Annotated in this window: 9 protein-coding genes and 11 tRNA genes; 10 read left to right on the plus strand and 10 right to left on the minus strand. The window is 39.2% G+C overall.

Translation table 11 applies throughout. The features are described from left to right. Positions 1-29: 29 nt before the first annotated feature. The 4 genes from HH219_RS05825 to HH219_RS05840 all read right to left on the minus strand — a co-directional run bounded on the left by HH219_RS05825 (position 30) and on the right by HH219_RS05840 (position 608). Positions 30-105, minus strand: a tRNA-Glu gene (locus HH219_RS05825). Positions 106-197: 92 nt separating this feature from the next. Beyond that, positions 198-273 (minus strand) — tRNA-Glu (locus HH219_RS05830). A 144-nt stretch (positions 274-417) separates the two neighbouring features. Next, positions 418-493: transfer RNA gene (locus HH219_RS05835), tRNA-Glu, on the minus strand. A 39-nt stretch (positions 494-532) separates the two neighbouring features. After that, positions 533-608, minus strand: a tRNA-Ala gene (locus HH219_RS05840). Between the two features lie 836 nt (positions 609-1,444). Between HH219_RS05840 and HH219_RS05845 the strand changes: the two genes are divergently transcribed. The 10 genes from HH219_RS05845 to HH219_RS05890 all read left to right on the plus strand — a co-directional run bounded on the left by HH219_RS05845 (position 1,445) and on the right by HH219_RS05890 (position 7,602). Beyond that, a tRNA-Val gene (locus HH219_RS05845) sits at positions 1,445-1,520 on the plus strand. A 131-nt stretch (positions 1,521-1,651) separates the two neighbouring features. Then, positions 1,652-1,727 (plus strand) — tRNA-Val (locus tag HH219_RS05850). Between the two features lie 50 nt (positions 1,728-1,777). Beyond that, a tRNA-Val gene (locus HH219_RS05855) sits at positions 1,778-1,853 on the plus strand. A gap of 35 nt (positions 1,854-1,888) precedes the next feature. Further along, positions 1,889-1,964, plus strand: a tRNA-Val gene (locus HH219_RS05860). Positions 1,965-1,983: 19 nt separating this feature from the next. Beyond that, positions 1,984-2,059 (plus strand) — tRNA-Val (locus HH219_RS05865). Between the two features lie 43 nt (positions 2,060-2,102). Further along, a tRNA-Val gene (locus HH219_RS05870) sits at positions 2,103-2,178 on the plus strand. 20 nt (positions 2,179-2,198) lie between these two features. Then, positions 2,199-2,274, plus strand: a tRNA-Val gene (locus HH219_RS05875). Positions 2,275-2,570: 296 nt separating this feature from the next. Continuing rightward, complete coding sequence (locus HH219_RS05880; protein ID WP_169326904.1) at positions 2,571-4,208, plus strand: response regulator; 1,638 nt, start codon at positions 2,571-2,573, stop codon at positions 4,206-4,208. 103 nt (positions 4,209-4,311) lie between these two features. Next, a complete protein-coding gene (locus tag HH219_RS05885) occupies positions 4,312-5,643 on the plus strand; it encodes an extracellular solute-binding protein (protein ID WP_211842020.1) in 1,332 nt (443 codons plus the stop codon). Between the two features lie 3 nt (positions 5,644-5,646). Then, positions 5,647-7,602, plus strand: a complete 1,956-nt coding sequence (locus tag HH219_RS05890; RefSeq protein WP_169326906.1) for an ATP-binding protein — start codon at positions 5,647-5,649, stop codon at positions 7,600-7,602. Positions 7,603-7,693: 91 nt separating this feature from the next. Here the strand turns inward: HH219_RS05890 and msrB are convergent, their stop codons facing one another. From msrB to zipA, 6 genes are all read right to left on the minus strand, one after another. Next, on the minus strand, positions 7,694-8,134 hold the full coding sequence (gene msrB / locus HH219_RS05895) for a peptide-methionine (R)-S-oxide reductase MsrB (RefSeq protein ID WP_054206433.1): 441 nt from the start codon (positions 8,132-8,134) through the stop codon (positions 7,694-7,696). 431 nt (positions 8,135-8,565) lie between these two features. Further along, positions 8,566-8,916 carry a peptide-methionine (S)-S-oxide reductase gene (locus HH219_RS05900; protein WP_169326907.1) on the minus strand — a complete coding sequence of 117 codons (351 nt, stop codon included), beginning with the start codon at positions 8,914-8,916 and terminating at the stop codon, positions 8,566-8,568. Between the two features lie 66 nt (positions 8,917-8,982). Continuing rightward, a complete protein-coding gene (locus tag HH219_RS05905) occupies positions 8,983-9,423 on the minus strand; it encodes a hypothetical protein (RefSeq protein ID WP_169326908.1) in 441 nt (146 codons plus the stop codon). A gap of 28 nt (positions 9,424-9,451) precedes the next feature. After that, positions 9,452-9,949 (minus strand): DUF2919 domain-containing protein, encoded by a 498-nt coding sequence (locus HH219_RS05910; RefSeq protein WP_054455365.1) that lies wholly within the window; start codon positions 9,947-9,949, stop codon positions 9,452-9,454. Between the two features lie 96 nt (positions 9,950-10,045). Then, positions 10,046-12,067 carry an NAD-dependent DNA ligase LigA gene (gene ligA, locus HH219_RS05915; RefSeq protein ID WP_054455367.1) on the minus strand — a complete coding sequence of 674 codons (2,022 nt, stop codon included), beginning with the start codon at positions 12,065-12,067 and terminating at the stop codon, positions 10,046-10,048. 91 nt (positions 12,068-12,158) lie between these two features. Further along, positions 12,159-12,917: a cell division protein ZipA gene (zipA, locus tag HH219_RS05920; protein WP_169326909.1), complete on the minus strand. Its 759-nt coding sequence runs from the start codon at positions 12,915-12,917 to the stop codon at positions 12,159-12,161.

Consider the following 12,917-nt stretch of genomic DNA (forward strand, 5'->3'; position numbering starts at 1 on the left):
CACTGCACTTCCCTATTAAAATAAGTAAGTGGCGTCCCCAAGGGGATTCGAACCCCTGTTACCGCCGTGAAAGGGCGGTGTCCTAGGCCTCTAGACGATGGGGACACATAAATGTGTCACTAGGACAACTGAATAGTTAAACTCGTTTCAGGCGAGCTTTCTTAATAACACTGCACTTCCCTATTAAAATAAGTAAGTGGCGTCCCCAAGGGGATTCGAACCCCTGTTACCGCCGTGAAAGGGCGGTGTCCTAGGCCTCTAGACGATGGGGACACATAAATGTGTCACTAGGACAGTTGATTAGTTAAACTCACATCCTGAGCTGTTTAAGGTATTGCGATATATACAAATTAAGACTCGAGCTTAATCTGTTCGCTATTCTCTCGGTAAAACCGCCTTTAACTAATAAAAGCTAAGTGGCGTCCCCAAGGGGATTCGAACCCCTGTTACCGCCGTGAAAGGGCGGTGTCCTAGGCCTCTAGACGATGGGGACACAGAAAACTGCTACCCTAGGACATACACTAAAATAAATTGGTGGAGCTATGCGGGATCGAACCGCAGACCTCTTCACTGCCAGCGAAGCGCTCTCCCAGCTGAGCTATAGCCCCAATTTATTCTGCTAAACACTTACTCGGTAAACCGTGTGGTGTATTGCTTAGTGCGGGGCGCATTCTATGCAGCACCCCAAATAAAGTCAACAGTTTTTTATGTAACTTTATTTAAATGATTTAAATTTCAACAAACTGGATACTGAATAAACAACAGATTCAAATATACAATACATTTTCCCTTAAAACGCGTTTAAATCATAAATAAACGAGCGCTAAAGAGAAAGGATTGCCGTTAAATAATCATAATGACTCTAACTTATAGGGTATACATCTATATGCAAATCAAATTATGAAAGAATCACTCTTGCAATTAAGATCCTGCTGATATTTTTTATATTGAATAAATAAACCAAGCACACGTTATTAGAGCTCACTAAACTTCAAGGCCCCCTCACTTTCGTATCGCAATGAAATAACCATTCTAAAAATGGCTGTTCTGCAACGTAAAAAAGTGCAATTACACCACGGTGTGTTGGGTGATTATTAGATCACGCATACCTGCTGTTTATAATTACAATAAAATAGCTTCCCTGCCTGGCCATTATTTAATAATTAGCTAATATTATTTCGGCTCATTAAGGACAAGGGTAATTTATTGGCCTTTACCTGGTTAATAAACCAATCATTTAGCTTATGCACTAATGAGTTATGCGAGTAACTTTACGTAAACACGGCTTCAAATACAGAGGAATGTTTATTTATTAGCCTCAAAAACGATTGTTTGCTTATAAAACCCGCATCTAAAACATTTTTCACATTCAAGTGTTGACACATTTGGAACTCTATCTATAATAGCGCCCCACAACAACGCAGCAATGTGTTGTATTAGATGTGGGTGATTAGCTCAGTTGGGAGAGCATCGCCCTTACAAGGCGAGGGTCACTGGTTCAAGTCCAGTATCACCCACCACATCTAATTCTATATGAGTTGTTAGCTCAATTAGAAAAAAAGAGCATCACCGCTATTTAGAAATAACGGCGAAGTTCACTGGTTAAAGTCCAGTACTATTTATTTTGATAGTAGCGTTTTAATTTATATGTGGGTGATTAGCTCAGTTGGGAGAGCATCGCCCTTACAAGGCGAGGGTCACTGGTTCAAGTCCAGTATCACCCACCACATATAAAACCTATTATTTTATTAATAGTCGCGTTTTAAAATTGTAATATGGGTCGTTAGCTCAGTTGGGAGAGCATCGCCCTTACAAGGCGAGGGTCACTGGTTCAAGTCCAGTACGACCCACCATTTTTTAAATGGTGCATATTACAATATATCTAAATGGGTGATTAGCTCAGTTGGGAGAGCATCGCCCTTACAAGGCGAGGGTCACTGGTTCAAGTCCAGTATCACCCACCATTTAGATATAAAACTTTACGGGTCGTTAGCTCAGTTGGGAGAGCATCGCCCTTACAAGGCGAGGGTCACTGGTTCAAGTCCAGTACGACCCACCATTTATAAAATGGTTATCGTAAAGTTTAGTTAATTGATTATTTGGGGTCGTTAGCTCAGTTGGGAGAGCATCGCCCTTACAAGGCGAGGGTCACTGGTTCAAGTCCAGTACGACCCACCATTTAATCAAAAATTATATGTGGGTGATTAGCTCAGTTGGGAGAGCATCGCCCTTACAAGGCGAGGGTCACTGGTTCAAGTCCAGTATCACCCACCACATATAATTCAATTCAATTCAATTCAATTAAAAGTATCACCACCTCCATACAAACATATAAATAGGTTAAAAATTTTAATTACTTATTCATACACGTTAAGAGTTTTATCTTTATGATATCTAAGACAAACTAACTACTAAACAGTTTATATAATACGTAACGATTACTTATTGCTCGTATTTTCTTATATATCCGAAATAAACCCACTACTTACAATGATTAAATTTTAAATTCCCTTGTCAGCGACTAGACTGTTTATTATAGTCACTGATACGTTTAATTGGTCGCAAGTTTAATGCCAACAAAGATTTTTTCTAAAGCCAAAATACTCATAGTTGAAGAGCAACCACTTGCCCAAAGCTATATGAAGCAATCTCTCGAAAAACTTGGCTTTGAGCAACTTAGCTTTGCTGAGCATGCTAGCTCGGCTAAAGAACAGTGCCTCTCAGAATCATTTGACCTTATAGTATGTTCTTTTAATTTAAGTAAAAATCAAGATGGCTACCAGCTATATGAAGAACTGCGTGTAAAAAGATTAATTAAGCACTCTACTGGTTTTATATTCATTTCAGCTGAAACAACAGGATCTTTAGTTCATAGTATGCTTGAACTACAGCCTGATGACTTTCTTGTGAAACCTTTCACTATTCACGAACTAAAAACACGAATAGAACGGATTTTATTGAGAAAGCATAAACTACAAAAAATTTATAGCCTAATAGATGATAATAACGATTCTAAGGCGCTCAAGTTCATTAATGCTGCTTTAAATGAAAAAGGCAGCGCTAATAGCGCAATTTTACTAAGGTTAAAAGGTGATCTTTTAATTCGATTAAAAAGAAATGAAGAAGCAAAAAGCTACTTTAAATCGGTTTTAAATATTCAAAAGTTCACATGGGCTAAAGTAGGTTTAGTAGAAGCCCTTATTGCTAACAATGAGCATATTTTGGCTCAACGTATGCTTAAAACAATGCTAGAACGACATGAAACTAGGCTAGTGGCATTAGATTTACTTGGCCGCTTAGAAATAAAACTAAATAAATTTGAACAAGCACAAGATTTTTTAAGTAAAGCAGTAGAGATTGCACCGCGAAATATCGATCGTCAAAAATCATTAAGTCATGTCACACAGTTAAATCACGATTATGAAAAAAACTACGCAACACAAAAAGATATTGCAAACTTTGCAAAGCACTCCATACACGATCATCCCGATATATATTTAAATGCAGCGCGAGCTGGTATTGATTTCGCCCTGACTACAGATCAAAGCGATCAGGTTCAACGTATTTCGAGACAAACAAATAAATATTTAAACGACTTAAAAAGTCAATTTCCAAATAGCCATAACCAAGCACAAATTGATGTATTAAATGCTCGTTTACATTACCTTAAAGATGAGCACCAAAAAGCTAAAAAACTTATAGAACAGCTTGATGTCGATGACACTCAAATTCGCTCCGTCGACGGTGCACTCGACAAAGCGAAAGCATTTCATGAACTCGGGTTTCATCACAAGGCACAATCATTATTCTCCCAAATTATTACACATTGCGAACGTCACCCAAACATCAGTGATCCTATTTATCTGCAATATATCCAACAGCAGCAAAGAGAACGCCGAGATATTAAAATGGGGCCTAAAGAACTAAATAATCATGCTGTTACACAATTTAACCGTGGACAACTCAATACGGCCCTGGAAGCTTTCACACAGGCATTTAGGATCATGCCTCGCAATGCTAGCATTGCTTTAAATTTATTACAGTGTCAGTTTGATAACAGCAAAGAAAGTAGCCAAACAATGAATCTATCAATCGCTAAAAAATGCTTTGCACTTCTGTCTTCGACACAATTAGATGATGAGCAACAACAGCGGTTTGAAAAAATATCACAGCAAGCGAATGCCATGGGGTTAATTTTAACTAAATAAAAATAATTTCCCTATTTACGCGCTAGCGCATTCTATACTCGTATAAACCATCAATAAGGAAGTCCTATTGCAACATATTGCCTCTCACTTAATATATTTGTTAATGGCTAGCCTATCATTGAGCTTTACGTGTGCTTTAGCAGCTAAAACTAAGCTCTCAAACTGGCAAGAAGCTGATATTGATTGGCGTGCCTTTGAGGGTACGCATATTAATGTTTTGGCAGATCAACAGCCTGCATTCATGGCTTTAAAACCGTACTTGCCTGTTTTTAAAGAATTAACAGGTATTAATGTTGGCTTTCATGCATTAGAACAGTCAAAAATGCGCCGCAGACGAAGTAAAGACTTAGAGAAAGGATTAGGCTTATATGATGTATTACCCATGGGTGTTACATTTTTAGGTCAAGCATATGAAAAAAATTATATCGACCCCATTGCCCCTTACATAAATAATCCCGCCTTAACCGATAAAAATTGGTATAAAATTGATGATATTAGCCCTAACAGCTTAGCGTTGTGTCAGATAAACGGTACATTATTATCACTGCCCTTTGACTTTTCGGCACCAATATTTTTTTACCGTAAAGACCTCTTCGATAAGTTTGAATTACAAGTGCCCAATACTTATGAAGAACTTATACAAACCAAAATTGCACTTCAAAAAGCAATTGATTTAAACCCTGAGTTAGCAGGAATGAGTGCATTCGCATCTCGTACATTACCAGGCGCTGGATTAAATACTTGGACTGTTTTACCTGTGATGCGCGCATATGGCGCGCAAATATTAACACAAGAAGGAGAAGCGCTTAGTAACTCGCGTGAGGCTCAAAAAGGTATTAAAGCCTATCGAGATCTAGTTGTTGGCTATGGTAATCCATCAAATAGCCGTACATTACATTTTTATGATATTAGAAAGCTATTTAAAGAAGGTAAATTGGCATCAGCTTTTATCGCATCTCATTTTTATAATGAAATAGATACACCTAAAGAGTCAGACATATGGGATAAATGGGAGGCAGCCCCCTTACCTAAGGGTCCACAAGCACGTGAGACCTCTCCTTGGGCGTGGGCATTTGCTATTAATTCAAAATCATCTAAAAAATCTGCGGCTTGGCTTTTTATTCAATGGGCAACAAGTGCCCAAACAGCGAGTTTATTAAGTACCGGAGGCTCACCACCACGGCAACAAATATGGCAAGAACAGCTTTTTACGCTGGTAAATAAGCCCGGATTTAACGCGACAATGCTGTGGGTTTTTGAACACGCAACACCTGCTCACATTCAATCTGGGATCGCGCAATTTCCAGCCATTGGTGAAATTATATCTCATGCCTATAGCCAAATTTTTTATGGTGCAGATATTCACCAAACGTTAAATAATAGCAACGATAAAATTACCGTTGTACTTGAGACTAATAATTTAAAGCAGAAGTAGCCTATGTATATAAGCATTGCTCATAAAATACTATTAATTATCGGCTTTACTATCAGCTTAGTATTAGGTGTTAGTACAGCTTTGCATGTTATTGAACTAAAAAATCAAACTTTATTAAATATGAGTGAGAAAGCATCTGCGATCGTCTCACCGATGCTAGGTGAAATAAAAAAATTAAGCAAAGATGGTAATGTTGGTAACTGGGTGATGCAAATTCAAACCATCGCGATTGACCAGCTACTAGAGCAAAATAGCTTTAATGACCTCACTAATGTTTTTTTTATAGATAACGAAGCACATATAGTGGCGCATCACGATATTGAACAAGTATCGAGTGATGTTATTAATCAAACATTGTTACAAGCCCTCGATCAACAACAAAGTATTATTATCAATGATGATAATATTTATCACGTTGTTATTCCCGTTAAAGGACATCAAAATGACAATCTAGGCTTTGTTGTTGTTAGCTTTTCTGATGATGGACTCGCTGAAAAAATTGCCTCTATTATCACCAATGCCGTCTCATTATTTGCATTATATTTATTAGCCGCACTCGTAATTGCTTATATCGTTATTCGTAAAATAATCCTGCAACCTATTGAGCAACTCGTTGAATTTTCACACTCGATCACCACAGGCGATCTTGATTGCCCCATTAATATTGCTAGTCAAGATGAAATTGGTACACTTGCAAGTGGTTTTAAAATGATGCGAGCAGCAGTGCGACAACAAATAAACAACATGCATCAGCAACAGTCTATTTTAGAAGAAATGGTCGCAACACGCACACAAGAATATTTAGCAGCCAAAGATCAGGCTGAACATTCAAATCAAGCTAAAAGTGTTTTCTTAGCTAATATGTCCCATGAACTAAGAACACCGCTTAATGCAGTGCTTGGTTTTAGTCAATTGCTGCAAGACAGCGAGTATGACAAAACAAAGCTTCGATATCTGGAGGCTATTTCCGTTTCAGGTAACTCTTTATTAGGTATTTTGAATGGTATTTTAGACCTATCGAAAATTGATGCGGGAAAAATGCAGCTTGAGCTCGAAGACGCTGATTTAAATTTAATGTGTAATGAATTATCGATGATGTTTATGCAGCAATGTGCGCAAAAAGATCTAGCACTGACAATTCGATGCTCTGAGCTCATTCACACCGCCCTACACCTTGATGGTAATAAATTACGACAAGTAATGATCAACCTAATTAGTAATGCCATAAAGTTTACTGAGCAAGGTCACGTGTGTGCATTGTTTGATTGTGAGCAAGGCTCAACAAATCAACATATCAATTTAGTGATCAGTGTCCAAGACTCCGGCAAAGGGATCCCAGATGATCAACAAAAATGTATTTTTAATGCGTTTGAGCAAGTGGAAGGACAAAAAAGTTCTGAGTTTGGCGGTACTGGATTAGGTTTGGCTATCTCACTAAAATTCATTAAGTTAATGGGTGGCACATTACAAGTAAATAGTTGTGAAGGTCAAGGCAGTGAATTTATTGTTCGTATCCCCGACATTAAATTAACTCATTCAATCAGAAGGACTAAAAAAGCCTATTATCCCCCTATTAATAGTTACCAATTTAATCCTGCTCGAATATTAATTGTTGATGACATTGCTTATAACCGAGATTTTTTAATTTCATTTTTATCTCGTTGGTCTTTTGACATTGAAACGGCTGAAAATGGTCAAACAGCAATAAAAAGTGTCAGTCAAAAAATCCCAGATTTAATCATAATGGATATGAAGATGCCAATTATGGGAGGCCTTGAAACAACTCAGTTTCTACGCAATGACGCTAAATATAAACATATTCCAATCATTGCGGTAACAGCCTCAGCCCTGCAAAATGAAAAAATGAAATTCACACAATTAACTGATTACTGCATAACAAAGCCTATTTGCAGAGAGCATTTAATTTTTGCTATTGCACAATTTATTGACCCAATTTAGCGTATCTATAAACCATACTTAATGCCTATGTAACCACTTTAAGTCAGCTTTTATAAAGTGGTTATGGCGTTCGTTTTTTACATAAAGCTGCTTACAGCTTTTTCAGGGATACCGCATTGATACAATAACGCAGTCCACTGGGCATTGGCCCATCAGGGAATACGTGACCTAAGTGCGCATCGCATACATTACAAACCGTTTCAACTCTTTGCATACCGTGGGTTTTGTCACCATTGTAAGCGATGGAATTTATCTCTGCTGGTTGCGTGAACGATGGCCAACCGGTGCCACTATCAAATTTCTCGTCGCCATCAAATAATAAGTTATCACAGCATATACAGGCATACTTTCCAGGTTCAAACAACGTGCAACTATCTGAGCTATGTGGGCGCTCAGTGCCTTTATTACGCGTCACATAAAATGCCTCTTCTGATAGCATCTCTTGCCATTGTTGCATGGTTTTCTCTACTTTACGGCTTGGCTCTGGGTTACCTTTACTGGCAAAATTTAAAATATCATTCCAGTTCAACATAATTGACCTCATTTATACAAGATGGGTTAATTTACTGCTATCCACATTATCATGGTAGTGCGTTAATAACATTGCGAGTTTTGGATTTATCCGTACCTCACAAAATGGTTTGTTAGGATTTGAAAAATAGTAATTTTGATACTGGCTCGGTGAATGTTTAAACTCCCCTGCCAGTAAAATTTGTGTAATTAATGGCTTGTTATAATCTGCTTGCTTTAAATCTAACGCGTGCTGTGCAGCTTTACATTGCGCGCTCGTATACCCAAACCACCTCAAGATGCGAGTTTCAGTTGGAATTAAAAGCGATTTAGGCAAGGCATTGATTGCAAGTAATAGTGGTTCTATTATTAAAATCAATAACGCAGTATAAATCGCTTTTAAACCAACCCGTTGGGCGTTTCACAGAGACTTACTCTCATCGTTGTTCCTTCTTAAAAGGGATGGCCATTCCTACAAAGTAACGCCTTGATATTAAGCCTCTGTGAAACGCTGAATTCTGCATCTTGAGGTGGCTTGGGTATATAAGCATAAATTGCAGAACGATATTTCTCACGCATGCTATGTTCACTCGTTGCACTGTGGGTATCGATATGGATTGCAATTAAATCAGTTAAGCTTATTTTATGAGGATCAAAGCGCAATCGAATCGCTTCACTAAATTGGCTGCTGTTCTCTGAGCTTTTAAACCAACCTTGCTCAACACTCTCAACACCTTTTAATGAACTGAAAATAGCTTCGGTGCACCAATGGCAGCTTCCACCTAAACCGATCTGTTGTTTCATGATACCTCCAAAAAGCAACGACTAACTTGATGCGTTTAAGTATACCGCTGTTTTAAAGGTTATATTTCATTGTATCAAAATAGATTGCTTTTCACGGGCAGTAAAAAGTGAATCTAAATACGCTAAAATCTCAGCTTTCGTTGCCGGCAAGCTGACAGATAATTGTCGCTCTTTACTAGAGTAAACATACAATAAATCATCATGGCATTGTATTTTTTCAATCGTATTTATAACCAGCCATTGCGGTCCGTGTGTGCGATCAAAAAAGCCTGTCAGTGTAAATAATAATAAGTTTTCTTGATCGCGTTGGATGAATTTATCAAGGCTATTACGTGTTTTAAAAAATGACGTTAACCGATAGCAGCACGAGCTAAATACGAACACCCATAAAGCTATTAAAAATACAAACCAAGGCTGCTGAAATAGCCCAGTAAATAAGCTCAGCAATAATAGTACGCTGCCAAAACAAGCGACGATCAGCGCCAGTCGTTGATTAATTTTTTGCATTGATAGTCCTTACTAACCAAGATTGATGTTAGTGCTTCTTGTCATCCGTTTCAGGATCGGGCCAGTCATTAAAAAATACCGTTAAATAACGGCTTTTGGCTAAATACAGAAGCACCCATAACACTGTTACCATTTGTAGCGCTAAAAACATCGAAAATTGATAATAACTATGTGCTGCTTGAATAACTAACCAAGCTAAATCAGCGGCTGCGCAAACAAGTAATGGCCAGCGCATGAAGCGCCAAATTCGTGCTAATTTCGCAGCACCAGCAGTGCTTTTTTGTGGCCTGCGTAAACAAAATATAACCGCTGGAATAATTGCAATTGCGCCGATGGCCAAAGCACTAAAAAAATCATTTTTTGATCTAAAAACCAACGACATTATATCCAATTCAGGGCGACGGCTTAGTGCTGCAATAATCCAAATAAAATAAGCACGTAATAATACAAGTAAACTCAAATGAAATGCGATTGGCGTACGGTATGTACCGTATTTATCCCAATACTCCGGTCCGTAACGCATCAGCATTTCCTATCTTTATTAAACTCACTATAAGTACAGCGGCACTTATAGTGATCAATAATGGACTGCTGTTGAGCTTTAACTGCATTGGCAGTTAAGTTACCCATTATGCTGCGCCAAAAGTGCAATTAAATCATCTTCGGTTAGTATCTCAATGCCTAAATCTTGCGCTTTAGTGAGCTTAGAACCTGCTTTTTCGCCCGCGATCAACGCATCTGTTTTAGCTGACACACTACCTGACACTTTCGCGCCTAATTGCTGTAGTCGTGCTTTCGCATCATTACGATTAAGTACACTTAAAGTACCTGTTAGTACATAGGTTAAACCTGCCAATGGCTGCGATTCTTCACTCGGTGGTATTAGTTCAGGCCAATGTATTCCTTGTGCAATTAATGCTTCTACTACGTCTAAATTGTGCTGCTCTGCAAAAAAACCTCGCACATGTTTTGCAACGATCTCACCAACATCACTTACCTCAACTAAGGCTTCTGCCGTTGCTGTTGTCACCATTTCAAGTGTTAAAAAATGGTTCGCTAAATTTTGCGCCGTTGCTTCGCCAACTTCGCGAATACCGAGCGAATATAAAAACTTAGCAAGCGTTGTTTGCTTTGCATCATCAAGCGCTGCAACAAGGTTTTTAGCTGACTTAGGTCCCATGCGCTCTAATGACTCAAAATGCCCTTGTTTTAAAATAAACAAATCTGCAGGCGTTTTAATAAGCTCTCTGTCCACCAGCTGCTCTACAATTTTATCGCCAAGCCCATCAATATCAAATGCTTTGCGAGAGGCAAAATGTTTAATCGCTTCTTTACGTTGTGCTTGGCATACTAAGCCTCCTGTACAACGCGCTACAGCCTCGCCTTCAATACGCTCTACATGCGAGTCACAGATTGGGCAAGTCGCTGGAAACTCAATATCCTTTGCATCAGCTGGACGGCGATCTAGCACCACTTGAGTAATTTGTGGGATCACATCACCTGCACGGCGAATAATGACTGTATCGCCTACTTTTACGCCTAATCGCTCTATTTCATCGCGATTATGCAGTGTTGCATTTGATACTGTTACGCCACCAACAAATACAGGCTCTAAACGTGCAACAGGTGTAATTGCACCAGTACGCCCTACTTGAAATTCAACGTCGAGTAATTGGGTTATTTCTTCTTGAGCAGGAAACTTATAAGCAATTGCCCATCGCGGTGCTCGTGCAACAAAGCCTAAACGTTCTTGCATGGCTTTATTATTTATTTTTATTACAACGCCATCTATTTCATATTTTAAGTTGCTGCGCCGCTGTAAAATATCGTGATAATACTCAAGCGCGGCTTGCTGGCCTTCAACTAACTTAGTTTCTGGACACAGCGGCAAGCCCCAATCTGTTAATTTAGCAAGCTGTTGATAATGATCGCTAGGAAGCTCGCCGTCCGCAACCATGCCTGTGCTGTATGCATAAAACATCAATGGGCGCTTAGCTGTTATTTTAGAATCGAGCTGGCGTAAGCTGCCGGCAGCGGCATTACGCGGGTTTACAAATACTTTTTCGCCACGCTTTTCGGCTTCAACATTAAGCTTGTCAAACCCTGCGCTATCCATAAAAACTTCACCACGAATTTCAATTTCGCCGGGGTAATCATCACCACGTAATTTTAATGGCACATTACGAATTGTTTTTACATTCTCTGTGATATTCTCGCCAGTATGCCCGTCACCGCGAGTAGCAGCCTGCACTAATACACCATTACGATATAAAATAGACACAGCTAAGCCATCAAGCTTTGGTTCGCAGCAAAAGGTCAGTTCGTTGGTGTCCATTAAACGTTCTTTAACACGGCGGTTAAATGCGGTAAATTCATCTTCGCTAAAAGCATTATCTAACGACAGCATCGGCACTTGGTGGGCTACTTGCTCAAATTTAGCAAGCGCAGCCCCGCCTACCTTTTGTGTTGGTGAATCCGCGCTTGCATACTGCGGGTTTTCGCTCTCTAAAGCACTTAGCTGTTGTAATAAACGGTCATATTCCGCATCAGGGATACTAGGGTTATCGAGTACATAATAGTTGTGATTATGATCTTCTAATTGCTGACGTAGCTGCGTTATTTGCGCAAGCACTAAAGTGGACATACTGACCTCAAAAATATAAAAAGCCACTTAAACGAATCATCGCCAAGTGGCTTATAAAAATCTTAACTAATTAATTTTACATAGCAGGTAATTAAACTGAAAAACGTCTCACTTTTTCAACGTAATCACGTACGCTATCAACCGTCATCTCTTCGCGCTGTGAGTCTAATATAGCGGCGCCAAATTCATCCGCCAGTTTCTTCGCTGCGCTATGGAGCATATTAAATGCGGCAAGCCCATCGCCATCACAGGGTAAGGTCATAAATAAACTAATCCCTGCAGTACTAAATTGTTCCATGTTATCAACATCGAACGTTCCAGGGTTGTACATATTCACTAACCTAAACAGTACTGGACCATGGCCAGCAGGGTCTAAGTGGCGATTAAAAAAGCCTTCTTCAGAATATTTAAAACCAAGCGTATTTACAGCGGGTAGTAATTTACTACCTTCCATTGTTAAGCCTTCAGGCATTTGGATGTGCACAATAATAAAATCTTCTGCTGCTGGCGCTTCATCAATTGTTTTTGTGCATTCTTCGCTATGTGTATCTTCTTGCAGTTCAGATTGCTCAGCCACTGTACTCTCAACTACATCATCTAGCTTAGGCTGCTCATCTGATGCGCTAAAACTAAGATCACCAAACTGCGGCTCATCACGCTGCGAGGTATGTGTTGCTGTTGGTTCTGATATTGGTTGGCGTTGCACTGGGGGCTGCTCAGTTGGTTCAACCCGCTCATTTGTTGCAATAGGTGCATCTTTTTTACGAACTGACCACAGGCCATGTATTAATAATCCACCAATGACAACTACACTGATAATGATTAAAACCCATCTTAATTCTTCGGCCAT

Origin of the sequence: Pseudoalteromonas sp. NEC-BIFX-2020_015 (assembly GCF_012952265.1) — a bacterium.
GTDB classification, from domain to species: Bacteria; Pseudomonadota; Gammaproteobacteria; order Enterobacterales; family Alteromonadaceae; genus Pseudoalteromonas; species Pseudoalteromonas neustonica.

Excerpts from the sequence above, each read along its gene's own strand:
- msrB (WP_054206433.1), bottom strand. The coding sequence starts at position 8,134 with ATGTTGAACTGGAATGATATTTTAAATTTTGCCAGTAAAGGTAACCCA.
- HH219_RS05900 (WP_169326907.1), bottom strand. The coding sequence starts at position 8,916 with ATGAAACAACAGATCGGTTTAGGTGGAAGCTGCCATTGGTGCACCGAA.
- zipA (WP_169326909.1), bottom strand. The coding sequence starts at position 12,917 with ATGGCCGAAGAATTAAGATGGGTTTTAATCATTATCAGTGTAGTTGTC.
- HH219_RS05890 (WP_169326906.1), top strand. The coding sequence starts at position 5,647 with ATGTATATAAGCATTGCTCATAAAATACTATTAATTATCGGCTTTACT.
- HH219_RS05880 (WP_169326904.1), top strand. The coding sequence starts at position 2,571 with ATGCCAACAAAGATTTTTTCTAAAGCCAAAATACTCATAGTTGAAGAG.
- HH219_RS05885 (WP_211842020.1), top strand. The coding sequence starts at position 4,312 with ATGGCTAGCCTATCATTGAGCTTTACGTGTGCTTTAGCAGCTAAAACT.
- ligA (WP_054455367.1), bottom strand. The coding sequence starts at position 12,067 with ATGTCCACTTTAGTGCTTGCGCAAATAACGCAGCTACGTCAGCAATTA.
- HH219_RS05905 (WP_169326908.1), bottom strand. The coding sequence starts at position 9,423 with ATGCAAAAAATTAATCAACGACTGGCGCTGATCGTCGCTTGTTTTGGC.